The organism is Salipiger marinus (assembly GCF_900100085.1).
GTDB lineage: Bacteria > Pseudomonadota > Alphaproteobacteria > Rhodobacterales > Rhodobacteraceae > Salipiger > Salipiger marinus.
Genome location: NZ_FNEJ01000020.1, coordinates 56,850 through 82,409, shown reverse-complemented (window position 1 = coordinate 82,409; position 25,560 = coordinate 56,850). Strand labels below are relative to the sequence as shown.

24 protein-coding genes are annotated in these 25,560 nt (G+C 66.1%); 17 read left to right on the top strand and 7 right to left on the bottom strand.

Features of this window, described 5'->3' with window-relative positions; translation table 11 throughout:
- Positions 1-50 precede the first annotated feature (50 nt).
- Positions 51-362 carry a DUF6476 family protein gene (locus BLR51_RS19615; protein ID WP_089850161.1) on the bottom strand — a complete coding sequence of 104 codons (312 nt, stop codon included), beginning with the start codon at positions 360-362 and terminating at the stop codon, positions 51-53.
- Between BLR51_RS19615 and BLR51_RS19610 the strand changes: the two genes are divergently transcribed.
- From BLR51_RS19610 to phaR, 4 genes are all read left to right on the top strand, one after another.
- A complete protein-coding gene (locus tag BLR51_RS19610; RefSeq protein ID WP_089850159.1) occupies positions 361-1,401 on the top strand; it encodes an RluA family pseudouridine synthase in 1,041 nt (346 codons plus the stop codon). The genes BLR51_RS19615 and BLR51_RS19610 overlap by 2 nt on opposite strands.
- Positions 1,402-1,562: 161 nt before the next feature.
- Positions 1,563-2,459 carry an RNA polymerase sigma factor RpoH gene (gene rpoH / locus BLR51_RS19605; RefSeq protein ID WP_089850157.1) on the top strand — a complete coding sequence of 299 codons (897 nt, stop codon included), beginning with the start codon at positions 1,563-1,565 and terminating at the stop codon, positions 2,457-2,459.
- A gap of 108 nt (positions 2,460-2,567) precedes the next feature.
- Complete coding sequence (locus tag BLR51_RS19600; protein WP_089850155.1) at positions 2,568-3,542, top strand: Gfo/Idh/MocA family protein; 975 nt, start codon at positions 2,568-2,570, stop codon at positions 3,540-3,542.
- A 129-nt stretch (positions 3,543-3,671) separates the two neighbouring features.
- A complete protein-coding gene (gene phaR, locus BLR51_RS19595) occupies positions 3,672-4,217 on the top strand; it encodes a polyhydroxyalkanoate synthesis repressor PhaR (RefSeq protein WP_089850153.1) in 546 nt (181 codons plus the stop codon).
- Positions 4,218-4,263: 46 nt separating this feature from the next.
- Here phaR and BLR51_RS19590 read toward each other — a convergent pair whose 3' ends face one another.
- The 5 genes from BLR51_RS19590 to BLR51_RS19570 all read right to left on the bottom strand — a co-directional run bounded on the left by BLR51_RS19590 (position 4,264) and on the right by BLR51_RS19570 (position 10,400).
- Positions 4,264-5,475, bottom strand: coding sequence for a DegT/DnrJ/EryC1/StrS family aminotransferase (locus BLR51_RS19590; protein WP_089850151.1), 1,212 nt, complete (start codon positions 5,473-5,475; stop codon positions 4,264-4,266).
- 98 nt (positions 5,476-5,573) lie between these two features.
- Positions 5,574-6,875, bottom strand: a complete 1,302-nt coding sequence (locus tag BLR51_RS19585; protein WP_089850149.1) for an NAD(P)/FAD-dependent oxidoreductase — start codon at positions 6,873-6,875, stop codon at positions 5,574-5,576.
- Between the two features lie 75 nt (positions 6,876-6,950).
- A complete protein-coding gene (locus tag BLR51_RS19580) occupies positions 6,951-8,315 on the bottom strand; it encodes a glutamine synthetase family protein (RefSeq protein ID WP_089850147.1) in 1,365 nt (454 codons plus the stop codon).
- The gene (locus BLR51_RS19575; RefSeq protein WP_089850145.1) at positions 8,312-8,995 is read right to left on the bottom strand and encodes a type 1 glutamine amidotransferase; all 684 of its coding nucleotides are present in this window, start codon (positions 8,993-8,995) and stop codon (positions 8,312-8,314) included. The genes BLR51_RS19580 and BLR51_RS19575 overlap by 4 nt, the downstream gene beginning before the upstream one ends.
- Positions 8,996-9,056: 61 nt before the next feature.
- On the bottom strand, positions 9,057-10,400 hold the full coding sequence (locus BLR51_RS19570; protein ID WP_089850143.1) for a glutamine synthetase family protein: 1,344 nt from the start codon (positions 10,398-10,400) through the stop codon (positions 9,057-9,059).
- A 158-nt stretch (positions 10,401-10,558) separates the two neighbouring features.
- Here BLR51_RS19570 and BLR51_RS19565 point away from each other — a divergent pair, with 158 nt between their 5' ends.
- From BLR51_RS19565 to BLR51_RS19535, 7 genes are all read left to right on the top strand, one after another.
- Positions 10,559-11,347: a 23S rRNA (adenine(2030)-N(6))-methyltransferase RlmJ gene (locus tag BLR51_RS19565; protein ID WP_089850142.1), complete on the top strand. Its 789-nt coding sequence runs from the start codon at positions 10,559-10,561 to the stop codon at positions 11,345-11,347.
- A gap of 147 nt (positions 11,348-11,494) precedes the next feature.
- Positions 11,495-11,902, top strand: coding sequence for a tellurite resistance TerB family protein (locus BLR51_RS19560; RefSeq protein WP_089850140.1), 408 nt, complete (start codon positions 11,495-11,497; stop codon positions 11,900-11,902).
- A 133-nt stretch (positions 11,903-12,035) separates the two neighbouring features.
- Positions 12,036-12,476 carry a tellurite resistance TerB family protein gene (locus tag BLR51_RS19555; protein ID WP_089850138.1) on the top strand — a complete coding sequence of 147 codons (441 nt, stop codon included), beginning with the start codon at positions 12,036-12,038 and terminating at the stop codon, positions 12,474-12,476.
- Positions 12,477-12,622: 146 nt separating this feature from the next.
- The gene (locus BLR51_RS19550; protein WP_089850136.1) at positions 12,623-13,399 is read left to right on the top strand and encodes an ABC transporter ATP-binding protein; all 777 of its coding nucleotides are present in this window, start codon (positions 12,623-12,625) and stop codon (positions 13,397-13,399) included.
- Positions 13,400-13,474: 75 nt separating this feature from the next.
- Entirely contained in the window at positions 13,475-14,197 is a 723-nt protein-coding gene (locus tag BLR51_RS19545) for a transporter substrate-binding domain-containing protein (RefSeq protein WP_089850135.1), read from the top strand.
- A gap of 51 nt (positions 14,198-14,248) precedes the next feature.
- Positions 14,249-15,130 (top strand): ABC transporter permease, encoded by an 882-nt coding sequence (locus BLR51_RS19540; RefSeq protein WP_089850133.1) that lies wholly within the window; start codon positions 14,249-14,251, stop codon positions 15,128-15,130.
- Positions 15,131-15,215: 85 nt separating this feature from the next.
- Positions 15,216-16,025, top strand: a complete 810-nt coding sequence (locus BLR51_RS19535) for an ABC transporter permease (protein ID WP_089850131.1) — start codon at positions 15,216-15,218, stop codon at positions 16,023-16,025.
- 12 nt (positions 16,026-16,037) lie between these two features.
- On the opposite strand, the gene BLR51_RS19530 is transcribed toward BLR51_RS19535, so the two are convergent.
- Entirely contained in the window at positions 16,038-16,652 is a 615-nt protein-coding gene (locus BLR51_RS19530; protein ID WP_089850203.1) for a response regulator transcription factor, read from the bottom strand.
- A gap of 363 nt (positions 16,653-17,015) precedes the next feature.
- Between BLR51_RS19530 and BLR51_RS19525 the strand changes: the two genes are divergently transcribed.
- The 6 genes from BLR51_RS19525 to BLR51_RS19500 all read left to right on the top strand — a co-directional run bounded on the left by BLR51_RS19525 (position 17,016) and on the right by BLR51_RS19500 (position 25,533).
- Entirely contained in the window at positions 17,016-17,537 is a 522-nt protein-coding gene (locus BLR51_RS19525; protein WP_110506218.1) for a putative pterin-binding protein, read from the top strand.
- A 136-nt stretch (positions 17,538-17,673) separates the two neighbouring features.
- Complete coding sequence (locus tag BLR51_RS19520) at positions 17,674-20,133, top strand: hybrid sensor histidine kinase/response regulator (RefSeq protein WP_131821843.1); 2,460 nt, start codon at positions 17,674-17,676, stop codon at positions 20,131-20,133.
- A gap of 521 nt (positions 20,134-20,654) precedes the next feature.
- Positions 20,655-21,569, top strand: coding sequence for a glycosyltransferase family 2 protein (locus BLR51_RS19515; protein ID WP_089850126.1), 915 nt, complete (start codon positions 20,655-20,657; stop codon positions 21,567-21,569).
- A 194-nt stretch (positions 21,570-21,763) separates the two neighbouring features.
- On the top strand, positions 21,764-22,858 hold the full coding sequence (locus tag BLR51_RS19510; RefSeq protein ID WP_089850124.1) for a carboxynorspermidine decarboxylase: 1,095 nt from the start codon (positions 21,764-21,766) through the stop codon (positions 22,856-22,858).
- A gap of 52 nt (positions 22,859-22,910) precedes the next feature.
- The gene (locus BLR51_RS19505; protein WP_089850122.1) at positions 22,911-24,146 is read left to right on the top strand and encodes a saccharopine dehydrogenase family protein; all 1,236 of its coding nucleotides are present in this window, start codon (positions 22,911-22,913) and stop codon (positions 24,144-24,146) included.
- A gap of 184 nt (positions 24,147-24,330) precedes the next feature.
- Entirely contained in the window at positions 24,331-25,533 is a 1,203-nt protein-coding gene (locus tag BLR51_RS19500) for a CaiB/BaiF CoA transferase family protein (protein WP_089850120.1), read from the top strand.
- Positions 25,534-25,560 lie beyond the last annotated feature (27 nt).

The window sequence follows — 25,560 nt, the reverse complement described above, 5'->3', positions numbered from 1 at the left end:
CCGGGATATTTGGGGTCGCTGGAACGCCGGAACGCCGCCGCGGGGCGGGATCAGGGCGCGGGCGCGATCTGCAGGGTCTGGCGCAGCGCGCCGGTGGCGCGGTCGAAAATCAGGATGCTGTCATCGCGGGTCACCACGGCATACCAGTCGGGGCCCTGGGTGAAGGCCGTGGCGGTGGCGCCGTCGGGCAGGGTGATCTCTGCGGGCAGGGGCGCGCGGGTGGTCGTGAGCCGGATGACAAGCAGGCCGAGCAGGGTTACAAGCCCCACGATCATCACCCCCATGAGCACGAGCACCAGCCGCCGCAGCAGGCGCAGGTTGGCGGGCTCGGGCAGTTTTTCGGGATCGGGAGTATCGGACATGGACCAGCCTTTGCGCATCGTCATCGGGGAGACCCCGCCGCCGCGCCTTGATAAGGCCTTGGCGCGCGATGTGCCAGAGGAGGCGGCGCTGTCGCGCACCCGGCTGGCGCGGCTGATCGCCGAAGGGGCGGTGACGCGGGATGGCGCGGTGCTGAGCGATCCCAAGGCGCGGGTCGAGGCGGGCGACGTGCTGGAGATCGCGCTGCCCCCCGCCGAGGACAGCCATATCGGCCCCGAGGACATCCCGCTGACCGTGATCTGGGAAGATGCCGATCTGGTGGTGGTCGACAAGCCTGCGGGCATGGTGGTGCATCCGGCGCCCGGCACGCCCTCGGGCACGCTGGTCAATGCGCTGCTGCATCATTTTGGCGGCGCGCTGTCGGGGGTGGGCGGGCGCAAGCGCCCCGGCATCGTGCACCGGATCGACAAGGACACCTCCGGCCTGCTGGTGGTGGCGAAATCCGACCGGGCGCATCATGGCCTTGCCGCGCAGTTCGAAGCCCATAGCGCCGAACGCGCCTATCTGGCGCTGGTGCATGGCGTGCCCTCTGCCGCTGATCCCCGTCTGCGCGGCACGCGCGGCGTGTCGATGGATCCGGGCGAGGTGGTGCGCATCCAGTCCGGGCTGGCGCGGCACAAGACCGACCGGCAGCGGCAGGCGGTCTATTTCGACGGGCAGGGGCGCCATGCGGTGACCCGCGCGCGGGTGCTGGAAAGTTATGGTCAGCCGCCGACCCTGTCGCTGGTGGAATGCCGTCTGGAAACCGGGCGCACCCATCAGATCCGGGTGCATATGGCCCATGCCGGGCACGGGCTTCTGGGGGATCCGGTCTATGGCGGGCGCCGCCGCGCCGCCGCCCGCGCGCTGCCCGCCGAGGTGCTGGCGCAGGTCGAGGGATTTGACCGGCAGGCGCTGCATGCCGCCGTTCTGGGCTTTGCGCATCCGGTCAGCGGCGAGATGATGCGGTTCGAGTCCCCGCTGCCCGCAGATATGGAGGCGCTGGTTGCCGCGCTGCGGGGTGCGGCACACGCCGGCTGACATGGTTTTCCCATCTGCGTGAGCCGGGCGTTTTGCGGATCCGGGCGACGGAGTTTTGCGTTAACACCGTAACAAGCATGAAGCGTCATCGACGCTTGAAACCCACCCGGGCCGCATCCATATGCATGTTAACGCCCGAAACATTGGAGGATCTGGGACAAGTGAGCACCTATGCAAATCTCCCGGCTCCGTCGCCGGAAGCCGGACTCAGCCGCTATCTGCAGGAAATCCGGAAGTTCCCGCTTCTGGAGCCCGAGGAGGAGTATATGCTGGCCAAGCGCTGGGTGGAGGATCAGGATTCTGACTCCGCGCACCGTCTGGTCACCTCGCATCTGCGGCTCGCCGCCAAGATCGCCATGGGCTACCGCGGCTATGGACTGCCGCAGGCGGAGGTCATTTCCGAGGCCAATGTGGGCCTGATGCAGGCGGTCAAACGCTTCGATCCCGAAAAGGGCTTCCGTCTGGCCACCTATGCCATGTGGTGGATCCGCGCCTCCATTCAGGAATATATCCTGCGGTCGTGGAGCCTTGTGAAGCTTGGCACCACCTCGGCGCAGAAGAAGCTGTTCTTCAACCTGCGCAAGGCGAAAAGCCGCATCGGCGCGCTGGAAGAGGGTGACCTGCGCCCCGAGCATGTGGAAAAGATCGCGCATGATCTGGGCGTGACCAAGGACGAGGTCATCTCCATGAACCGGCGGCTGTCGGGGGGCGATGCCTCGCTGAACGCCACGGTCGGGTCCGAAGGCGAAGGGACCATGCAATGGCAGGACTGGCTGGAGGATGAAGGCGCCGATCAGGCGGGCGATTATGCCGAGCGCAACGAGATGGAAGCGCGCCGGGCCCTTCTGGAGCAGGCGATGGACGTGCTCAACGAGCGCGAGCGCGACATCCTGACGCAGCGCCGTCTGGCCGAACAGCCGGTGACGCTGGAGGATCTGTCCTCCGTCTATGACGTGAGCCGGGAACGTATCCGCCAGATCGAGGTGCGCGCTTTCGAGAAGCTGCAGAAGCGCATGCGCGATCTGGCCACCGAACAGGGCATGATGGCCACCGCCTGAGCCCCTGAAGCCTTGCCGCCTGCTTTGCGCCCGCCCTTACCGGCGGGCGTTCTGCTTGCAGCGCCCGATACTTAGGTTACCTTGGCGCCAGCAGGAGAGGAGCGGAACATGGCGGAGTATCTGAGATGGGGTGTGCTGGGTGCGGCGAATTTTGCGCGCACGCAGATGGCCCCGGCGATTCATGCGGCGCGTGGTGGCGTGCTGGCGGCGCTGGCCACCTCTGACCCGGCCAAGGCTACGGGATTCACCGCCTTTGCCCCCGAACTGCGGGTGCATGACAGTTACGATGCGCTGCTGGCCGATCCGCAGATCGACGCGGTCTATATCCCGCTGCCCAACACGATGCATGTGGACTGGACGCGGCGCGCGGTCGAGGCGGGCAAGCATGTGCTTTGCGAAAAGCCGATCGCCATGACCGCGTCCGAGATCGACGCGCTGATCGCCCTGCGCGACGGGTCGGGCAAGCTGGTGGCGGAGGCGTGGATGATCGCGCATCACCCGCAATTCGCCAAGGCGCGCGAGCTGCTGCAGGAGGACGCGCTGGGAAAGCTGGTGCGGGTCGACAGCACCCACAGCTTTTACAACGCCGATCCGGGCAATATCCGCAATCAGGCGGCGGCGGGGGGCGGCGCGCTGCCCGATGTCGGCATCTATGCCTTTGGCAGCGTGCGGCTGATCACCGGGCAGGATCCGCAGCAGATCCTCGCCGCGCATCTGGACTGGGAGGGCGGGGTGGACACCGCCGCGCATGTCATGGCGCGGTTTCCGGACTTTCTGTATACCGGGCGCGTCTCGACCCGCGCCGCGCCGTGGCAGGAAATCCTGCTGCATGGCGAACGCGGCGTGATGCGCCTGTCGGTGCCGTTCAACGTCAATGTCTTTGGCCCGGCGACGCTGGAGCTGTTCGGTCCGGGGCTTGAGACGCGGACATGGCGCTGGCCCGGCGACAATCATTACGTCCTGCAGGTGGAGGCGTTCAACGCCGCAGCGCTGGGGCAGGCGGATTTCCCGCTGCCGCTGGAATTCTGCCGGGGCACGCAGGCGTTCATCGACCAGATCTATGCCGCGGCGCAGAAACCCTGAGCCGCGCGCCCGCCCCGCTGCCCTGTCGAAGTTTCGGGCAGAATCAGCAAGTTGTGCCGGAATCTAGTGCTTTCCTTTTATTCTGCGCTCGCATAGGCTTTTCTGCAACGCATGAGGGGAGGCGCTGACATGGCCGACATGGGAAAACCGTTGCTGATCAAGCGTTATGCCAGCCGGCGGCTCTACAACACCGAAACCAGCGACTACGTGACGCTGGAGGACATCGCGGGCTTCATCCGCGAGGGGCGCGAGGTGCAGATCATCGACCTGAAATCCGGCGATGATCTGACCCGGCAATATCTGCTGCAGATCGTGGCCGAACATGAAAGCCGCGGCGAATCGGTGCTGCCCATCAACGTGCTGACCGATCTGGTGCGCAGCTACACCACCCATGCCACCTCCAGCGTGCCACAGTTTCTGGCCGCGAGCTTCGACATGTTCCGCGAGAGCCAGTCGAAATGGGCGGAAAGCATGACGCAGATCAACCCGATGATGCCCAAGATCCCGGGTCTGGAGGCGATGCAGGCCCAGCAGGAGGCCTTTCTGAAGGCCATGACCGGCAATATGAGCAAGGGCTGGTCGGCCCCGGAACAGCCAGAGCCCGAAGAGGATCTGGACGCGATCAAGAAACAGCTGGCAGAACTGCAGGCCAAGCTGTCGAAGCTGAACAAGTAACCGGGCGGCGCGGCGGCGCCTTCTGCCCCCGCGCCTTGCCCTGGGCTCAGGTGCCGTAGGCGCGCTGCTGCCCCATCACCTGCTCCGCCGCCTCTACCAGAACCCGTGCCACCGCGTCACAGTCCGCCAGCGTCAGCCGGGCGGGCAGGCGGGTGTCGCAGGCCACTTCCAGCATGGCGCGGGTGGCGGGCAGTTCCGGCATCTCCGGCAGGAATTCCCAGTTCCAGTAGGCGCGGGCATTGTCGGTGGACAGGCCAAAGAGCTGCACCTTGACGCCCCCCGCCGCGGCGGCCGCCAGAAAGGCGTGCCGTTCCGCCGCATCCATGCCCACAAGGTTGAACTGCAGCGAGTCGGGCGCGCGCTCTTCGGGGGGCAGCTTGGCGGGCACGTCGATCCCCGGGCTGCGGGACAGCGCCTCGGCCACGTGATCGTGGTTGCGCCGCCCGTCCATGACCCGCTGCGCCACCAGCGGCAGCTGCGGACGGATCACCGCCGCCGACAGGTTCGACAGCCGCATGTTGTAAAGCGGCAGCCGGTTCTGCCAGCGGGCGAAAGCCTCCTCCAGCGCTGCGGAATTGTCGCCCGGCGCCATGTGCTTGCGCCAGTTGTGCTCATAGGCGCCCGACAGGATCACCGCGCGGGCCACCAGATCGGCGTCATCGGTGACAAGGATGCCGCCTTCGCCCGCGTTCACCAGCTTGTAGGACTGGAAGCTGAAACAGCCGACCCGGCCCAGCGTGCCGATCTTGCGCCCGCCCCAGACCGTGCCCAGCGAATGCGCCGCATCCTCGACCACCGGCAGGCCGCGCGCCTCGCACAGCGCAAGAATGGCGTCCATGTCCGAGGTATGCCCGCGCATGTGGCTGATGATCACCGCCTGCACGCCGTCAAGCTTCGCCTCGAAATCCGCCATGTCGATGCGGTAATTCATGCCCACTTCGCAGAGCACCGGCACGCAGTCGGCATGGATCACCGCCGAAGGCACGGCGGCGAAGGTGAAGCCGGGGATCATCACCCGCGCGTCGCGCGGCAGGCCAAGCGCCTTCAGCGACAAAAACAGCGCGGCGGAACAGCTCGACACCGCCAGCGCGTATTTCACCCCCAGAAGGGCCGCGAATTCCCGCTCCAGCAGCGCCACCGGCGCATCCTGCGGCGCGGTGTAGCGGAACAGATCCCCGGAGGCCAGCAGGCGGTCGATCTCGGCCCGCGCCGCCTCGGGGATGGGTTCGGCGTCGTGCATGTTGGGCAGGCTGCTCATTTTGACTTTCCCGAATTGGTTCTTCGGGAAATCTTAAACACCGGCTCTGTAACAGCCAAGTGAAATCGGCCCGGTTGCTTGGGTCGGCGCGGACGCGCTCAGATCCCCAGCCGGTCACGCAGCGCGTACCAGCTCATCGCCAGCGTCAGCAGCGGCGTGCGCAGCGCGCTGCCGCCGGGAAAGGCCGGAACCGGCAGGGCCGCCATGGCATCGAATCCCGCCGACTGCCCGCGCACCGCTTCCGCCAGCAGCCGCCCGGCATGGACGGCGGTGCCGACGCCATGGCCGGAATAGCCCGAGGCGCTCAGCAGGCTTGGCCCCAGCCGCGCCAGATAGGGCAGGCGCTTCATGGTGATGGCCAGCGTCCCGCCCCAAGCGTAATCCAGCCGCACATCCTTCAGATGCGGAAAGATCTCCAGCATCGGCTTTTTCACCAGCGCGCCGATATCCTGCGGAAAACGGTAGCCATAGCTTTCGCCGCCACCGAACAGCAGCCGCCCGTCCTCGCTGAGCCGGAAGTAATTCACCACGAATTTCGAATCGGCCACCGCCACGTCGCGGGTCAGCACCTCGCGCGTGCGCGGCCCCAAGGGCTCGGTCGCCACGATGAAATTGTTGATGGGCATGACCCGCGCCGCCACGCGCCGGTCCAGTCGGCCCAGATAGCCATTGGCGGCAAGGATGACGTGATCTGCCCGCACCACCCCCGCCTCGGTGCGCACCAGCGAGGGTGCGCCTTCGGTCAGCTCCACCACGGGGCTGCCCTCGTGAATGCGCGCGCCAGCCCCCGCCGCCGCGCGGGCCAGTCCCAGCGCAAAGCGCAGCGGATGCAGATGGGCGGCGCCCATGTCCAGCACGCCGCCGCGATAATCGGGCGAGGGGCAGAGCGCATGAAACGCCTCGCGGTCCAGCCGCTCGATGTCATAGCCGTAGCTGTCGCTCATATGCCGGGCATAGTCATGCAGATGCGCCACCTCGGAGGCATGGGATCCGCACCATGCCACGCCGTCGCGCAGATGGCAGTCGATGCCATGCCGGGCGATCAGGTCGCGCACCAGCGTCTTGGCCTCCTCGCCCAGATCCCACAGATAGCGCGCCGGGCCTTCGCCCACCATCTTCTCAAGGGTCAGCTGATCCTGCCGCTGCCCCGATCCCAGCTGCCCGCCATTGCGCCCCGAGGCGCCAAACCCGACGCGATGCGCCTCCAGCAGCACCACGTCAAGCCCGGCTTCGGCCAGATGCAGCGCCGCCGACAGGCCGGTATAGCCCGCGCCCACGATGCAGACATCGGCGCGCGTCTTTCCCGACAGCGCGGCAAATGGCGCCAGCGGTTCCGCGGTCGCCGCATACCAGCTTGGCGGATAGGCGCCGCGCCGGTCGTTGGAAAACAGCAGGTCCATGGCGGCCCTTGTCCTTCTTCTTGGTCAAAATATCCCGGGGGTCCGGGGGCAGCGCCCCCGGCCTCTGCGACCGTCTCAGACGTTCAGCAGCAGGTGCTCGCGCTCCCACGGGCTGATGACGGCCAGAAACTCCTCGTATTCCAGCCGCTTCACGATGGAATAGACCCGCGCAAATTCCTTGCCCAGCACCTGATGCAGCGCGGGCGAGGCCTCGAACACGTCCAGCGCCTGTCCCAGCACGCGCGGGATGTCGCCCTCGCCCTCATAGGCGTCGCCCCGGAACTGCTTGGAGGGACGGCGTTCCTCCATCAGCCCCAGATAGCCGCAGGCCAGCGAGGCGGCGATGCCGAGATAGGGGTTGCAGTCCATGCCCGCCAGCCGGTTTTCCACCCGCCGCGCCTCGGGCGAGGACAGCGGGATGCGGATGCCGGTGGTGCGGTTGTCGCGGCCCCATTCCAGATTGATGGGGGCCGCACTGTCGCGCACATAGCGGCGGTAGCTGTTCACATAAGGCGCCAGCACCGCGATGGCGGCGGGCAGATGGGTCTGCAGCCCGCCGATGAAATGGAAGAAGGCGTCGGTCTCGCCGCCCGCAGGCCCGGCAAAGATGTTGCGGCCGGTGTCGCGGTCCATCACCGAATGATGGATATGCATGGCCGATCCCGGCTCGCTGGCGATGGGTTTCGCCATGAAGGTGGCAAAACAGTTGTGGCGCAGCGCCGCCTCGCGGATCAGCCGCTTGAAATAGAAGATCTCGTCGGCCAGCCGCACCGGATCGCCATGCAGCAGGTTGATCTCCAGCTGCCCCGCGCCGCCTTCCTGCGTGATGCCGTCGATCTCGAAGCCCTGCGCCTCGGCAAAATCGTAGATGTCGTCGATCACCGGGCCGAATTCGTCGACGGCGGTCATGGAATAGGCCTGACGCGCGGCGGCGGGACGCCCCGAGCGGCCCATCATCGGCTCGATCTCCTTGGCCGGATCCAGATTGCGCGCCACAAGGAAGAATTCCATCTCCGGCGCCACCACCGGCTGCCAGCCCTGATCCTCGTAAAGCTTGACCACCCGCTTCAGCACGTTGCGCGGCGCATAGGGAATGGGCTCGCCCTTGCGGTCATAGGCGTCATGGATCACCTGCAGCGTCCAGTCGGCGGTCCATGGCGCGGCGGTGGCGGTGGACATGTCGGGCTTCAGGATCATGTCCCGTTCGATAAAGCCCACCTCCTCGTCGGCGGCCTCGCCCCAGTCGCCGGTGATGGTCTGGTAAAAGATCGATTCCGGCAGGTGGAAATAGCTCTGCCGGGCGAATTTCGACGCGGGCACGGCCTTGCCGCGCGCGATGCCGGGCAGATCGGCGATGATACATTCCACCTCGTCCAGCCGCCGCCCCTCAAGGTAGCTGACCGCAGAGGGGGGCAGGTTGGCAGTCCAGTCGGCGGTCATGACAAGGCCTTTTGTTTGAAGAAACGGGCAAACTGATCGGCAAGCGCGCCGCTGTCGAGCGGCGTGCCAAAGGCCGCGCGGGCGGCATCCAGCCGGTCCTGCGGCACCACGCCGGGGCCGCGGGTTTCTGCCAGCGCGCGGGTGAAGGCGTCGTCAAATTCGGGATGCGCCTGCACGGTGAAGGCATGGCCGGGATAATGCAGCGCGGCGATGGCGCAGCCGGGGGCATGGGCCACCACCTCCGCCCCGGGGGGCAGGGCGGTCACCTGATCCTGATGCCACGCGTTCAGCACCCGCTCGCCTTCGGGGAACTGATAGCGGGTCGGCCCCACCGACCAGCCGCCGGGAAATTTCTCGACCTTGCCGCCAAGCGCCTGCGCGATGATCTGATGGCCGAAACACACGCCGACCAGCGGCAGGCCCGCCGCGTAGATGTCGCGGATCAGCTGCTCCAGCGGCGGGATCCACGGGTGATCCTCATAGGCGCCGTGGCGGGATCCGGTGATCAGCCAGCCGTCCGCCGCCTCGGGGCCTTCGGGGAATTCACCCTGGACCACGGCCCAGGGCTGGAAGTCAAAACCGTGCCCGTCCAGCAGACGGGCAAAGAATGCGGGATACTCGCCGGTCTGCGCCGCAAGATCTGCGGGCACGAGTCCGGTCTGCAAAATGCCGATTTTCATGGATCACATCATTAGGGTTGATGGTCCAAGCCTACCCATGCCGCGCCGGGGCGGCAAGGGCTCAGACCGTATCCAGATAGATCTCCACCTGTTCGGTCGGCGACAGCTCGGACATGTAGTAAAGTTCCTGCCGTTTGGTCAGCAGGAGGTTGCGGATCAGATCCTCGGGCAGGATGCGGGGCATGATGGCGCTTTGTTCGAACGCATCCATGGCCGCACCCCAGTCCGCCGGAATCCGGGGCAGATCCTGCGCATAGGCATTGCCGCTGATCGGCTCGGGCGGCTCCTGCGCATCCTCGATCCCGGTCAGCGCCGCGCCAAGGATCGCCGCCACCAGCAGATAGGGGTTCACGTCGCCCCCCGCCACGCGGTGTTCGATCCGCCGCGCCGCCGGACTGCCCGAAGGCACGCGGATCGCCGAGGTGCGGTTTTCATAGGCCCAGCAGATGCCGCAGGGGGCATGGTTTTCCGGGATCAGCCGGTCATAGGAATTGAGATGCGGCGCAAAGACCAGCGTGCTGTCATGCATCGCCGACAGGCAGCCCGCGATGGCATGGCGCAGCACGTCGGTGCCGCGCGGCCCGCCATCGTCAAAGATGTTGCGCCCGTCGCTGTCCAGCACGGAAAAATGCATGTGCATGCCGGAACCGGCATAATCCTCATAGGGTTTGGCCATGAAGGAGGCGGCAAAGCCGTGCCGCCGCGCCAGACCCTTGACCAGCATCTTGAACAGCCACGCGTCATCGGCGGCGCGCAGCGCGTCATCCTGATGCATGAGGTTGATCTCGAACTGCCCCAGACCCGCTTCGGAGATTGCGGTATCGGCGGGAATGTCCATTTCCTCGCAGGCGTCGTAAAGATCGGTGAAGAAGGTGTCGAACTGGTCAAGCGCGCGGATCGACAGCACTTCGGCTGCCTTGCGCCGCTTGCCGGATCGCGGGCTGACCGGCACCTGCAGCGTCTTGCCGCTGTCGTCGATCAGGAAAAACTCCAGCTCCAGAGCCACCACCGGCGTCAGGCCAAGCGCCTTGTAGCGCTTCAGCACCAGCGCCAGCGCGTGGCGCGGATCGCCCTCATAGGGCTTGCCGTTTTCGTGATACATCCAGATCGGCAGCAGGGCGGTCGGACCTTCAAGCCAAGGCATCGGCACGAAGCCGCGGTCGGTGGGGCGCAGCACGCCGTCGCGGTCGCCGCTTTCGAAGACCAGCGGGCTGTCGTCGATATCCTCGCCCCAGATGTCGAGGTTCAGCGCCGAAAAGGGAAAGCGGGTGCCGTCCTCGACGACCTTGTGGGCGAAACGGGCGGGAACGCGCTTGCCGCGGGGCTGGCCGTTCAGATCGGCCGCGGCCACGCGGATGGTGCGCACCTGAGGGTTCTTGCGCAGCCAGGTTTTGGGGTCGGTCATGATACTTCCGAAATTTGATCAAATGTAGCCTAGCGGGGGAAATCCGGTCTGACAAGCGGTGCGGTGGCGGCTTTGGCGGCGCAAAGGGCCAAATGCTTGGTGCTTGGGCAGCGCTGCGGGGGCTTGCCAGCGGCGCGGGCGCGGCCTAGCACGGGCGCATGCTTTCCTATCAGCACGCCTTTCACGCCGGGAATCTGGCCGATCTGCAGAAGCACGCGGCACTGGCCGCGATGCTGGACTACCTGCTGCGCAAGGACAAGCCGCTGAGCTATGTCGAAACCCATGCCGGGCGCGGGCTTTACGATCTGGGCTCGGCAGAGGCGCTGAAAACCGGCGAGGCGGCGCAGGGCATCCTGCTGCACGAGGCGGCGCTGGCCGAGGATCACCCCTATCGCCGTGCGCTGGCGGCGGTGCGCGCCCAGCACGGCCCGCGCGCCTATCCCGGCTCGCCGCTGCTGGCCGCCACGCTGCTGCGGCCCGGCGACCGGCTGCATCTGGCGGAACTTCACCCGCAGGAACATGCGGCGCTGGTGCAGGCGCTGCGCGGCGACAATATCCGCATCCACCGGCAGGACGGCTATGCGCTGGCGCAGAGCCTGTGCCCGCCCGAGCCGCGCCGCGGGCTGATGCTGGTCGATCCGCCCTATGAGCTGAAGCAGGATTATATCGAGATTCCGCGGTTTCTGGCGGCGATCCACCGGGCGTGGAACGTCGGGATTCTGGCGCTGTGGTATCCGGTGCTGACCTCTGGCCTGCATCTGCCGATGCTGGAGGCGCTGGAGCAGAGCTTTCCGGAGGCGCTGCGCCACGAGATCCGCTTTCCGCCGGTGCGCGAGGGGCATCGCATGGTGGGATCGGGCCTTTTCGTGGTCAATCCGCCCTGGGGTCTGGCCGAGGAGATGGCGCGCATCGACGGCTGGCTGGCGGGGCCGGGCCGCACCGGCTGACCGGGCTGTTACAATTCTTGCTCCGCGCCGCATCCTGCCGCACAGTGAAGGTCCAACCGGAAGGAGACCCCGCATGTGCGCCGTGCTGCTGCCCCATCCGTCCTGTCCGTTCCCGGACCCCTGCGGGGCTTCGGGCTGAGGCGGGCTTTGGGGCGCGGACTCAGATACTGGCTGGCGGCGCCCGAGGCCTCGCCGCTTGACCCCTGCGACGTGCCGGTGGCGCTGGGGGCGCTGCTGCTGCGCGCGGCGGCCAGCGACTACCGCGATGTTCTGGGCGAGGCGGCGCTGATCGACGCGGTGCTGGCGCGGCGCCACGACCTGACCGCCGCAGAGGCCGCCGAGATGCGCGCCACCTGCGAGGCGGTGGCGGTCTGGGCGCCCGAGACCGCGATCTTTGCCGCGCTGCTCTGCGAGGCGGTGGCCTATCGCGACCGGCTGGCGCTGGCGCTGTGCCTCTGCGACGTGCTGGCCGCCGATCCCGCAGCGCTGGTCCTGGCCGAGGCCGTGCTGGGCGTGCCGCAGGGCGCCCTGACCCGGGATCTGCGCGAGGGCTGAGCCGGGGCAGGGGGCTCTGCCCCCGCCCGCCATGGGCGGGCTCCCCCGGGATATTTGCAGCCAATGGAAACGGCAGGCGCTTTTTGGCGGATGCGGCATTTGCGCGGGAGGACAGGCGCGCTATATCCCGTGCATGTTTGCAGATTTTCTCAAGCGGCTGGTCCAGCCCGACCCCGAGCCCCTGCCCGACGCGGATGCGCGGCTGGCGCTGTCCGCCCTGCTTGTGCGCGTGGCGCGCGCTGACGGGGTCTATGATGACGGGGAGCAGGCGCGCATCGACCGCATTCTCTCCACCCGCTATGCGCTGTCGCCGTTCGAGGCCACGGCGCTGCGCCGCGCGGCGGAGGATCTGGAGGCCGAGGCGCCGGACACCGTGCGCTTTACCCGCGCGATCAAGGATGCCGTGGGGTATGAGGACCGCATCGGCGTGATCGAGGCGCTGTGGCAGGTCGTGCTGGCCGATGGCAGCCGCGATGCCGAGGAAGACGCGGTGCTGCGGCTGGTGGCGAATCTGCTGGGAATCAACGACCGCGATTCGGCGCTTGCCCGCCAGAGGGTGGAACGGGCGGGCTGAGGGGCCGGGTGCCGGAGGGGTGCCTTTTTGCCGGGCAGCTCTGCTTGACGCTACGCCAAGCTGGCAATTGGCGTCGTTTCTGGCATGGACAAGCGCGCGCAGGGCGCCCCATCCTGCCTGATCTTCATCGCAGCCAGAGGTAAGGTTTGACCCCCGCCGACGCCGTCATCGAGATTCGCAACCTGCACAAGTCCTATGGCCCGCTTGAGGTGCTGAAGGGCGTGTCGGTCACCGCGCGACGGGGCGACGTGGTGTCGCTGATCGGATCCTCGGGATCGGGAAAGTCCACGCTGCTGCGCTGCTGCAACCTGCTGGAAGACAGCCAGCAGGGCGAGATCCTGTTCAAGGGCGAGCCGGTACGCTGGTCGGGGCAGGGCGCGGCGCGCCGCCCCGCCGATCCGAAACAGGTGCTGCGCATCCGCACGACGCTGTCCATGGTGTTCCAGCAGTTCAACCTGTGGGCGCATATGACCATCCTGCAGAACGTGATGGAGGCGCCGCTGACCGTGCTGGGCCGCCCGCGCGACGAGGTGGAGGCGGCGGCGCGGGGTTATCTCGACAAGGTCGGCATTGGCGACAAGGCCGATGCCTGGCCCGGGCAGCTGTCCGGCGGGCAGCAGCAGCGCGCCGCCATCGCCCGTGCGCTGTGCATGGAGCCCGAGGCGCTGCTGTTTGACGAGCCGACCTCGGCGCTGGATCCGGAACTGGAGCAGGAGGTGGTGCGCGTCATCCGCGATCTGGCGGAGGAGGGGCGCACCATGATTCTCGTGACCCATGACATGAAGATGGCCCGCGATGTCAGCGATCAGGTGATCTTTCTGCATCAGGGCCTGATCGAGGAAGAGGGCGCGCCGGACCGGCTGTTCGACGCGCCGCAGTCCGCGCGGCTGCAGGGGTTTCTGCGGTCCACCATGCCCGCATGACGGGATGGCGCGTGCGGCGCCGACCGCGCGCCAGCAGAGATGACGACCAAACAGACAAGACAGGGAGCAAGACAGATGAAAACGATTCTTCTCGGGACGGCCATCGTGGTTGCAGGCGCCGGGGCGGCGCTGGCGCAGGATGTGGTGCGGCTTGGCACCGAGGGCGCCTATCCTCCGTACAACTTCATCGATGACGCGGGCGAAGTGGCCGGGTTCGAGCGGGTGCTGGGCGACGAGCTTTGCGCGCGGGCGGAACTGACCTGCACCTGGGTCACCAATGACTGGGATTCGATCATCCCGAACCTCGTGTCCGGCAACTACGATGCCATCATGGCGGGCATGTCGATCACGCCGGAGCGGGACGAGGTCATCGATTTCACCCAGAATTACACCCAGCCCGATCCCTCCGCCTATCTGGTGATGGCGGGCAACGAGGAGATTGATCTGGAAGCGGCGGTGATCGCGGCGCAGACCGGCACGATTCAGGCGAATTTTGTGGCCCAGAGCGGCGCCACGCTGGTGGAATTCGCCTCGCCCGACGAGACGGTGGCGGCGGTGCGCAATGGCGAGGCCGATGCGGTGCTGGCCGACAAGTCCTTCCTGATGCCGGTGGCCGAAGAGGGCGGCGATCTGGTCATGCTCGACCGCGAGGAACTGATCGGCGGCGGCATCGGCATGGGGCTGCGCGAAAGCGATGCCGAGCTGCGGGCGGCGTTTGATGCGGCCATCCAGTCCATGAAGGATGACGGGTCGCTGAACGCGCTGCTTGAGGAATGGCAGATCGGCGCCACGTTCTGAGAGATGTGGCACGGAGGGCGGCTGCGCCCTCCGTGCCGCGCGTGCTGACCCATGTTCGCCTTCTGCACCGATCCCGAGACCCTGTCCGGCCTGAGCTGGCTGTCCTGCTACCTGACCACGGGCAAGCATCTGTCGATCTATGTCTCGGTGGGCACGGTGCTGCTGCTGCTGGCGATCACCGCGCCTGCGGCGCTGCTGTTCGGGTTTGGCGGTGCGGTGGCGGCACGGTCGCCGCTGCCGCCGCTGGCCTGGGCCGGGCGCGGCTATATCGCGATCGTGCGTGGCGTGCCGGACATCGCGTTTTTCCTGTTCTTCGTCATCGCGCTGGACCAGTTTCTGGAATGGCTCCGGCATGAATGGAAATGCCCGGACTGGGAGGGCTCGGTCTGGCAGGGCAGCGATTTTGTGGTCTGCGCCGAGGCGAAGCTGCCGCTGTCGACGGCGGCAGGCTGGGTGCATGACGTCTATGGCTTCGCGGTGGCGGTGCTGACCTTTGCCATCGTCTTTGGCGCCTTTGCCGCCAATGTGCTTTATGGCGCGATGCGGGCCGTGCCGCGGGCGCAGCTGGAAACCGCCGAGGCCTATGGCATGACCCGGCGGCAGATCTTCCGGCGCATCCTTGTGCCGCAAATGTGGGTCTATGCGCTGCCGGGCCTGTCGAACCTGTGGATGGTGCTGGTCAAGGCGACGCCGCTGCTGTTCCTGCTGGGGGTCGAGGACATCGTCTACTGGGCGCGGGAACTGGGCGGGGCCAAGACGCCGCGCTTCACCGATTACCCGCATCCCGACTGGCGGGTGTGGTATTTCGGTGCGCTGCTGGTGTTCTATCTGGCCTTCACCCGGCTGTCCGAGGTGGTGCTGGCGCGGCTGACCCGCCGTCTGGCGCGCGGACAGGCGACCTTGGGCGGTGCGGCGCAGGGGGGAAGCGCGTGAGCGGCCCGCGCGGGCAGGGGGCTCTGCCCCCCTCGCCCTGCGGGCGAGTCCCCCGGGATATTTTTACCAAGAAGAAGGGGCGGGCGTGAGCTGCTGGGAGACGATTGCCGATTACGGGCTGCGGTCGCTGGGGATTGGCGAGCGGCTGCTGCCGCGCGACAATTTCACGCTGTGCCAGCAGGTCGTGCTGATCGGGTCGGGGATGCTGTGGAACATCTATTTCGGCCTGATCAGTCTGGTGAGCGGGTTTTTTCTGGCCACGGCGCTGGCGCTGGGCAAGGCGTCGAAGGTGCGCGTGCTGCGCAAGCTGGCGGAATGGGTGATCTTCCTGTTCCGGGGATCGCCGCTGTTCATCCAGTTCTTCTTTGCCTATTTCCTGTTCCTCAGCCTGAAGGGCGTGTCGCCGGTCTTTGACCCGTTCAGTTCGGCATGGCTGGGGGCGGCGCTGGTGCTGTTTTTCAACACCGCTGCCTATTCGGGCGAGATCTTCTATGGCGCGCTGATGTCGGTGCCCAAGGGCGAGGTGGAGGCGGCGGATGCCTATGGGCTGTCGGGCTGGCCGCGGTTCCGGCGCATCATCTGGCCGACGCTGCTGCGGCTGTCCTGGCCCGCCTATACCAACGAGGCGATCTTTCTGTTCCACGCCACGACGCTGGTGTTCTTTTCCGGCTTTCCGGCATGGCAGCAGCGCGGCGACGCGCTGTATTATGCCAGCTATTTCGCCGACAAGACCTTCAACCCCTTCGTGCCCTATCCGATCCTTGCGGGATATTTCATCCTGCTGACGCTGGCCATCGTGGGGGTCTTCGGGATCGTCAACCGCAGGCTGAACCGGCATCTGCCGCAGGAGCGCCGCGCGCGGCTGCGGCTGCGCCGCGGGCCGCTGCTGCGCTGAGGCGGCGCGGGCTCAGAACAGCCCGGCCTCCTTGGCGATCATCGCCGCCTGCGTGCGGTTCGAGGCGCCGATCTTGCGATAGAGCGTCTTGACGTGCAGCTTGACGGTGGGTTCGCGCAGATCCAGATCGCGGGCGATTTCCTTGTTGGACTTGCCCAGCGTCAGGCCTTCCAGCACCTCAAGCTCGCGGCGCGACAGGCGTTCGGCCAGCGGGTTGCTGGCGGCCTCGTCCTCGGCGCGCATGAAATCGAGCGGGGCGTATTGTTCGCCCATGGCCATGAAGCGCACGGCATTGACCAGCGACTTGCCCGACAGCGTCTTGGGCAGGAAGCCTGCGGCGCCCGCCGCCAGCGCCTGTTCGGCGATTTCGCGGTTGGCGGTGCCGGAGATGATGGCGACGCGGCGTTCGCCGTTCAGATCCAGCATCCGCTTCAGACCTTCGAGCCCGTTCATGCCGGGCATGGAATAGTCGAGCAGCACCAGATCGAACCGGTCGCCGCGCAGGCACAGATTTTCGGCCTCGGCGAAGGTGGCGACGGTCACCGTCTCGAAATTTCCCTCACCTTCCAGAAAAACCTCCAGGGTGTCGCGCAGCAGATCGTGGTCGTCCGCGATCAGGACGCGCATTGCGCCGGAGTTTTTTTGCATGGCCTGCACGTCCCGCTGAACATTCATTTACTACTCTCCTTGCACCTACTGGACGAATCACTGGGTCGTCAAAGGTAAACGACATTCTTTTCAGAACAGGCAAATGCGGTCATTTTATGGTTAATCCTTGCGGCAGGGAAGACAGCGACCGGCGCTGGTTCGATCTTTGCAACCCCGGGGCCACGTTGTGGAGAGGGGCGGAACAAGACAGGAAGATGGTGTTCTGCCAAGGTCTTTAGGTGCGGTGCCTATCCGTTCGGGTAGGATACAGTCCCTTTGCACCTATAACACTGAATAACGGTTCTGTGCGAAAAGACAATAAGCCCCAGAGGATCCGAAACCATGTCCCTCCTTGCCCGCCCTTTCCTGACCGTGTTCACGACGCTGGTTCTGCTGGTGGCGCCACCCGTGGCCGCGCAGGAGGCCCTGCCCATGCCGGAAGGTGAGCCGCTGCTGACCGTCACGGGAGAAATTTCCGTGACAAATCAAGACGAAGCTGCGGTTTTTGACCGGGCAATGCTGGAAAGCATGGAGACGGTGACCTTCACCACCTCGACCATCTGGACAGAGGGGCCGCAGACCTTCACCGGCGTGCCGCTGTCGGAGCTGATGGAGGCCGTGGGCGCCACGGGCAGTTCGATGAAGGCCACGGCGATCAACGATTACGCGGTGGACATCCCGCGCGAGGACTGGGTGCAGGACGGCCCCATTCTTGCCTATCTCAACGACGGCGAGGAAATGCCCGTCCGCGACAAGGGCCCGCTCTGGGTGGTCTACCCCTACGACCTGAACGCCAGCTACCAGTCGGAAGTCATCTACTCCCGCAGTATTTGGCAACTGGACCGCATCGTTGTGGTTGAGTAAACCGGGAGGCAGGTTTCATGCTCCCGGGATTAGCGAATTGGCCGGCTACGACGATTTTTCCAACCGCCGGACCGGATGGGTCCAGACGGGAGCGGCGACAGCCGCTCTCGTTCTGTCTGTGGCCCTTGTCGCGTGGATGGCGCTTCTGGTCCTGCGCGGGGTGGACGATCTGTCCACCGCAAATTCCGACAACGTCCAGTGGAGCCTTGCGCAGGCGGACGTAGAATTCCTGCGGTTCCGGATCGCGCTGCGGGACGCCGAGGAGGATCCCACCGCGCTGGAAAGCGTGCGCCGCCGCTTTGACGTGTTCTACAGCCGCATGGCCACCATCGAAAGCGGCGAGATGTATCGCGCCATGCGCGACGATCCGCAGTTTAGGGGGCCGCGCACCCGGGTGCGGGATTTTCTCTCTGAAAGCGTGCCCTTCATAGATTCCCCCGATGCCGACCTGCGCGCGTCGCTGCCCCTTCTGGCCGAGCGCGCGGAACAGGTGAACGAGGATGTGCGCTCGTTCTCGCTGGCGGCGCTGACCGCCTATGCCGGGATTTCCGACGACCGGCGCGAAGGGGTGATGCAGCTTCTGGCCTATCTGGGCATCGTGCTGGCGGTGCTGTTCGTGGCGCTGGCCATGGTGGCCTTCACGCTGTTCCGGCTGTTCCGGCTGGCGCAGGGCCGGGCGCATCAGGTGGAAAGTGCGGCGGGCCGGATGCGGACCATCGTCGAAACCTCGCCCAATGCCATCGTGGTGTTCGACAAGTCCGGGGCGATCCGCGAATTCAACCCGGCGGCGGAGCGCATGTTCGGCTATACCCGCGCCGAGGCGCGGGGGCGGTCCGCCATGCATCTGCTGCTGCCGCATGACGAGGCCGAGGCGCAGCGCCACGGCGCCTTCGCCTTCGCCGAACAGCTGCGCCGTCCGCGTCTGGAAGAGCGGCATTTCGAGGTGACGGTGCGGTCGCGCGACGGGCGGCTTTTCCCGGCGGAATTCGCCATTGATCGTTCCGAGGCGGGGCTGCCGCTGTATGTCGCCTATATCCGCGACATCTCGCGCCGCAAGAATGACGAGGCCGAACTGCGCGAGGCGCGGGACCGCGCGCTGGCGGGCGAACGGGTGAAGTCGGAATTCCTTGCCGTCATGAGCCACGAGATGCGCACGCCGCTGAACGGTCTGCTGGGCACCATGCAGCTGCTGCATGACCAGCCGCTCAGCCCGCGTCAGGCCGATCTGCTGGAGCGGATGCAGGCCTCGGGCGAGCTGCTCTTGGGGCTGGTCAATGACGTGCTGGATCTGGCCAAGTTCGAGGCCGGCAAGATGAAGGCGGAATCCGAACCCTTCTCGATCACGCAGCTTCTGGACGGGGTGATGCACACGGCGGGCCCGGTTGCGGAAAGCTATGGCAACACGCTGAGCTGGCAATGGGTGGGCGCGCCGCGCGACGGGGTCGAGGGCGACATGCGCCGTCTGCGCCATGTGCTGCTGAACCTTGTCGGCAATGCCGCGAAGTTCACCCGTCAGGGCGAGATCGAGGTGGAGGTGGAATGTCTGCCCGGCGCCGAGAGCATGGTGGAATTCCGCGTCTCCGACAGCGGCATCGGCATCGCCGAGGAAGATCTGGAGCGCGTCTTCAACGATTTCGAGACGCTGGATTCGTCTTATGCGCGGGAAACCGGCGGGACCGGGCTGGGGCTGGGCATCGCGCGGCGGTTCGTCAAGCTGATGGGCGGCGAGATCGGCGCGGAAAGCGAGCCGGGCGAGGGCAGCCTGTTCTGGTTCCGCGTGCCGCTGGCGCCGACGCAGGCCGTGGTCGAACGTCTGGTCGAGGCATGGTCCGCCCCCGAGGATACTGGCGCGCCGCTCGACGTGCTGCTGGTCGAGGACAACGAGATCAACCGCTTCATCGTGCGCGAGATGCTGGATTCGGCGGGGCATTCGGTGGTCGAGGCGGAGAATGGCCGCGAAGGCGTCGATCAGGCGGCGCGGCACAGGTTTGACGTGATCCTGATGGACATCTCCATGCCGATCATGGACGGCACCGAGGCGGTGCAGCACATCCGCGGCGGCGATGGCGCCTCTCGCAACACGCCGATCGTGGCGCTGACCGCGCATGCCCTGCCCGAAGAGCGCGCGCGCTTTCACCGGCTGGGGATGGAGGCCTGTCTGAACAAGCCGGTGGAGCGGCAGAAGCTGCTTGCGACGCTGCGTGCCGCCGCTGCCGGGGAAAACGCCGAAACCCCCGCCGTGGAGGCCGCGCCCGCCAGCGAGCCGCTGATCGACGATACGGTGCTGGCGCATTTCCATCGCAACGTTCCGCAGGAAGCGGGCGCGCGGCTGCTGGCGCGGTTCTTTGACGAGATGGATGATGCCGTGATCACGCTGGCCAAATCCGGGCCGGATGCGGCGGATCTGGCGGCGACCGCACATAAATGCGCCGGATCCTGCGGCACCTTTGGCGCCGAGGCCATGCGTGCGGCGCTGATCCGGATCGAGGCGCGGATCAAGCGGGGCGAGCGGCCGGCGCAGGGTGATCTGGCCGCGCTGCAGCCGCTCTGGAACCGCAGCCGCGCCGAGCTAGAGGCGCGGATGGCCGCCGCCTGACTTCTGCCTGCCGGGACATGTCCCAGACAGCCGCCCGGATCCGCATCCGGGCGGTTTTTCTTTGGGAATCAGCTGCTTGATGTTTTGCGCCGGGCGGGGCGACTCGAGGCGTGCGCACGCGCTGGCGCGCAGCGCGCCTGATCCCGCGCGAACAGGGGCGGAAAGCCGATTCTGCGGATTTGTTCCAAGTCATGATGGGCAGGAGATCCTACCCCTTCGGGTAGGGGGCTGTGCGCATGGGTGTGGAGACTCTCCAGTGGCGCAAACGACATTTTAATACGCGCATTGGTAGAAAGGGGGGCGGGCTGACTGGCGCCCGCGCCCTACGGAGCCCGCCTCATGACGATGCGCCCCAGCCTTCGGACCCGGCCTTGCTTGCCCAAGCGTCGCGTCCGGAATGCCACGGGTGCCGTCCTACACATATTTGGCGCAACCGGGGGGGCGGGTCCGTCCTGCTCCCTGCCTCACCCGGTTCGCGCCTGATCCCGTCGTTCGCTTGCTGTGCGCAAAGGTTTGTTGACATGCCCCGCTTTTCCATCGTCGTGCCCTGCTACAATGCCGCTTTCACCATCTCTGAAACGATCGACAGTCTGCGCGCACAGACCGAGGGGGACTGGGAAGTCCTGATCATTGATGATGCGTCCTACGACGACACGCGGCTGGCAGCGGTCTGCGCCTCGCGCGGGGATCCGCGGTTCATCTTCCTTGAAAATCAGGGCGTGGGACAGGCGGCGGCCCGCAACATGGCGATCGATTACGCCAATGGCGACATCATCGCCTTCTGCGACGCGGATGACATCTGGCACCCGGAAAAGCTGGCCCGTCTGGACGAGCTGTTCCGCGACAGCAGCATCGATGCCGCCTATGCCCGCGTGGAATTCTGCAACGGTCCGCAGATCTGCAGCGTGACCAGCGTGCCGGGGGGCGATCTGACCGTGGCGCGGCTGGTGCAGGACAATCCGGTCTGCACCATGTCCAATGTCGCGGTCCGGGCCGAAGTGCTGGCCGCCAGCGGCGGCTTCAACGAAGACATGACCCATGCCGAGGATCTGGAATGGCTGATCCGGCTGGTGGGGGACGGACACCGCATGGTCGGTCTGGACGAGGCGCTGGTGCAGTTCCGCACCAATCCGACGGGCCTGTCCATGGATGTGACCGGCGTCAAGGAAGGGCGGCGCGTGGCGCTGGCCACCGCCGCGCGCTACGGCGTCTTCAGTGACCGCCGCGCCGAGGCGATCCATCTGCGCCATCTTGCCCGCCGCGCCCTGCGCGTGGGCGCCCCGCCGATGCAGGCGCTGCGGCTTGCCTGCGCCGGGTTCTGCGAAAGCCCGCGCGGCTGGTTCTCGGATCTGCGCCGCGGTGCGGAAACGCTGTGCGGCGCCTTCGTGGCCCCGCTGCTGCCGCGCCCGCTGCGCACCGCGCTGTTCTGCCACTAAACCACGGCCCATCGCATAGGGGGCGGCCGGACAGGCCCGGCCGACCTCCTGACCAGGACAGGTGCCCAAACCCCCGGGCACCTGTCTTTTTTTTCGTCACCCCGCTGACATGATGACAGACCATTGTTTTGCGGTGCAGGAGCGCGTATAGCGCCTGTTTCCAATCGACCGCCCATGACCGGAGGCGCCACGCCATGCAGACGCCCTATTACCTGATCGACAAGTCCCGCCTGCTGCCCAACCTTGAAAAGATCGCGACGCTGCGCGAGGCCTCCGGCGCCAAGGCGCTGCTGGCGCTGAAATGTTTCGCCACATGGTCGGTCTTTGACATGATGAGCGAGTATATGGATGGCACCACCTCCAGCTCGCTCTTCGAGGTGAAGCTGGGGCGTGAAAAGTTTCCGGGCGAAACCCACGCCTATTCCGTGGCTTGGGCCGATCACGAGATTGACGAGGTGCTGGCCTCTTCGGACAAGGTCATCTTCAACACCGCAGCACAGCTGCAGCGGTTCGAAGCGGTGTCGCGCGGGCATACGCGCGGGCTGCGCGTCAATCCCGGCGTCTCGACCTCCAGCTTCGATCTGGCGGATCCGGCGCGGCCCTTTTCGCGGCTGGGGGAACATGATCCCGAAACCATCGCGCCCGTGCTGGACCAGATCAGCGGCTTCATGTTCCATAACAACTGCGAAAACGCCGATTTTGCGCGGTTCGACGCCATGCTGGACCGCATCGAACAGCGCTTTGGCCCCCTGATCCGCCAGATGGAATGGATCAGCCTTGGCGGCGGCATCCATTTCACCGGCGAGGGCTATCCGCTGGACCGGCTCGCCGAACGGCTGAAGCGCTTCGCGGGCGAAAACGAGGTGCAGGTCTATCTGGAACCCGGCGAAGCGGCGATCACCCGGTCGACCACGCTGGAGGTGACGGTGCTCGACACGCTGCATAACGGCAAGAACCTTGCCATCGTCGACAGCTCGATCGAGGCGCATATGCTTGATCTGCTGATCTACCGCGAAAGCGCCAAGATGCTCCCGAACGAGGGCCCCGAAGAGTGGATGATCTGCGGAAAATCCTGCCTCGCGGGCGACATTTTCGGTGAATTCCGCTTTCCGCAGCCGCTGAAACCGGGCGACCGGCTCAGCATCGACGACGCGGCGGGCTATACCATGGTCAAGAAGAACTGGTTCAACGGCGTGCAGATGCCCGCCATCGCCATCCGGGAACTGGACGGAACCGAACGTCTGGTGCGCGGCTTCACCTATGAGGATTTTGCTGCCGCGCTGTCGTGACGCGTGGCCGCAGCTTCACCCCAACCGGACATAACGAAGGAGGTCCCTTGAGTTGAAACGCAACGTTCTCATCATCGGCGCAGGCGGCGTCGCTCAGGTCGTGGCGCATAAATGCGCGCAGAACAACGATGTGCTGGGCGAGATCCACATCGCCAGCCGGACGCTTTCCAAATGCGAGGCGATCCTTGAGACGGTCCGCGACAAGGCCGCGATGAAAACTGATGGCGTGCTCAAGGCGCATCAGGTCGACGCGATGGACAGCGCCGCCGTCGCCGCGCTGATCCGCGACACCGGCGCGCAGATCGTCATCAATGTGGGCTCGGCCTTCGTGAACATGACCGTGCTCGATGCCTGTCTGGAGACGGGCGCCGCCTATATCGACACGGCGATCCACGAAGATCCGGCCAAGATCTGCGAAATCCCGCCGTGGTATGGCAATTACGAATGGAAGAAGCGCGATCTCTGCGCGGAACGCGGCGTGACCGCGATCCTTGGCGCGGGCTTCGATCCGGGCGTGGTCAATGCCTTTGCCCGCTTTGCCATCGACCGCATGGACGAGGTGAAAAGCATCGACATCGTGGACATCAATGCCGGATCCCACGGCAAGTATTTCGCCACGAATTTCGACCCCGAGATCAACTTCCGCGAATTCACCGGCACCGTCTATTACTGGGAAGACCAGCAGTGGAAGGAAACCCGGATGTTCGAAAGCGGGCGCGACTGGGATCTGCCCGTGGTGGGCACGCAGCGCGCCTATCAGTCCGGCCATGACGAGGTGCATTCGCTGGCCACCAACTATCCGCAGGCCGATGTGCGCTTCTGGATGGGCTTTGGCGAGCATTACATCAACGTCTTCACCGTGCTGCAGAACCTTGGCCTGCTGTCGGAACAGCCGGTGACCACCGCCGAAGGGCAGAAGGTCGTGCCGCTCAAGCTGGTGAAGGCCGTGCTGCCCGATCCCGCCTCGCTGGCCCCCGACTATACCGGCAAGACCTGCATCGGCGATCTGGTCAAGGGCGTGAAGGATGGCGAAGAGGTCGAGATCTTTGTCTACAACGTCGCCGATCACAAGGACGCCTATGAAGAAGTGGGCAGTCAGGGCATCAGCTACACCGCAGGCGTGCCCCCCGTTGCCGCCGCCATGCTGGTCGCGACCGGCGAATGGGACGCGGGCACCATGAAGAATGTCGAGGAGATGGATCCGAAACCGTTCTTCACCTTGCTGGACGGCATGGGCCTGCCCACCCGCATCAAGGACGCGCAGGGCGACCGGCCTTGGAACGCCTGATCTCCGCCGGGGCCTAGGCCACAGCGCTTTTACAACCGCCCGTCCGGACCGCTCCGGGCGGGCGTTTGCCTGTCTGCTGAACTATTTGTTTCGCAAATTCTCTGGCTGTCAGATAGCATAGCCCGATATATTCCCAGCCCCCCGCATCTCCCCTAGGCTTGGCCTGCAACATCAGGGGACAGATATGGGCGCGCTGGACGGAATCCGGGTTCTGAGCTTCAATCATTTTCTTTCGGGGCCTGCCGCCGCGCAGCATCTGGGCGATATCGGCGCCGATGTGATCACGGTGGAACCGCTGACCGGAGCGTTCCAGCGCAACTGGGCGGTGGCCAACCGCTTTGTCGATGACACCTCGGTCAATCACATCACCACCGGGCGCAACAAGCGCTCCATCGCCATTGACCTCAAATCCCCCGAAGGCATCGCCACGGTGAAGACACTGCTGAAGACCGCCGATGTGGTGATGGAGAATTTCCGCCCCGGCACGCTCGACAAGCTTGGCCTCTCCGAGGCGGAGATGCGCGCGGTCAATCCCCGCCTCATCTATGCCGCCACCACCGGTTATGGCGCCGATGGCCCCTATGCAAAACGGCCCGGGCAGGATGTGCTGCTGCAGGCCATGTCGGGGCTTGCCGCCCATACCGGCAGCATGGACAGCGGCCCGGTTGCCGTGGGCTCGGTGCCCATCGACCACCACGCGGCGGCGCTGACCGTGGCGGGGATCGTGGCGGCGCTTTTCGAACGCGAACGCACCGGCGTGGCCCGGCGGGTCGAGGTCAACATGCTGCAGGCCGCCATGGATCTGCAGGGGGAATCGATCACCGCATGGATGAACGGCGCTGACCGCGCGGGGCCGCGCGGCAGCGATGGCATGGCCAACTGGTTCAGCCCCGCCCCCTATGGCATCTACGCCACCCGTGACGGGCATGTGATGATCTCCATGTCCAAACCCGCCGATCTGGCCCGGGCGCTGGATCTGCCGGAATTCATGGAGTTCACCGAAAAAGACGGCTTCGACCGCCGGGGCGAGGTGTCGCGCCGCGTGGCGGGCGGCATGGCGCGGCTCGACACGGTGCAGGCGATGGAGCGGCTGGCGGCGGCGGGGATCTGGCACGAGCAGGTGGTGGATTACGACGGGCTGCGCCAGAACCCGCAGGTGGCGCATCTGGCCGCCTTCACCGAAGCGCCGACCGCGCAGGGCACGCCCATGGTGATGCTGGCCCATCCGGTGCGCTATGACGGCCAGACCCCGCCGGTGCGGCGCACGCCCCCCGCGCTGGGGCAGCACAGCCGCGAAATCCTGACCGAGGCCGGGTTCAAGGCGGACCAGATCGACCAGTTGCTGGCCTCCGGCGTGGTGGTGCAGTCCGACCGGATGCGCGGCTGAGCCCGATCCCGCATTCCGGATCCCAAA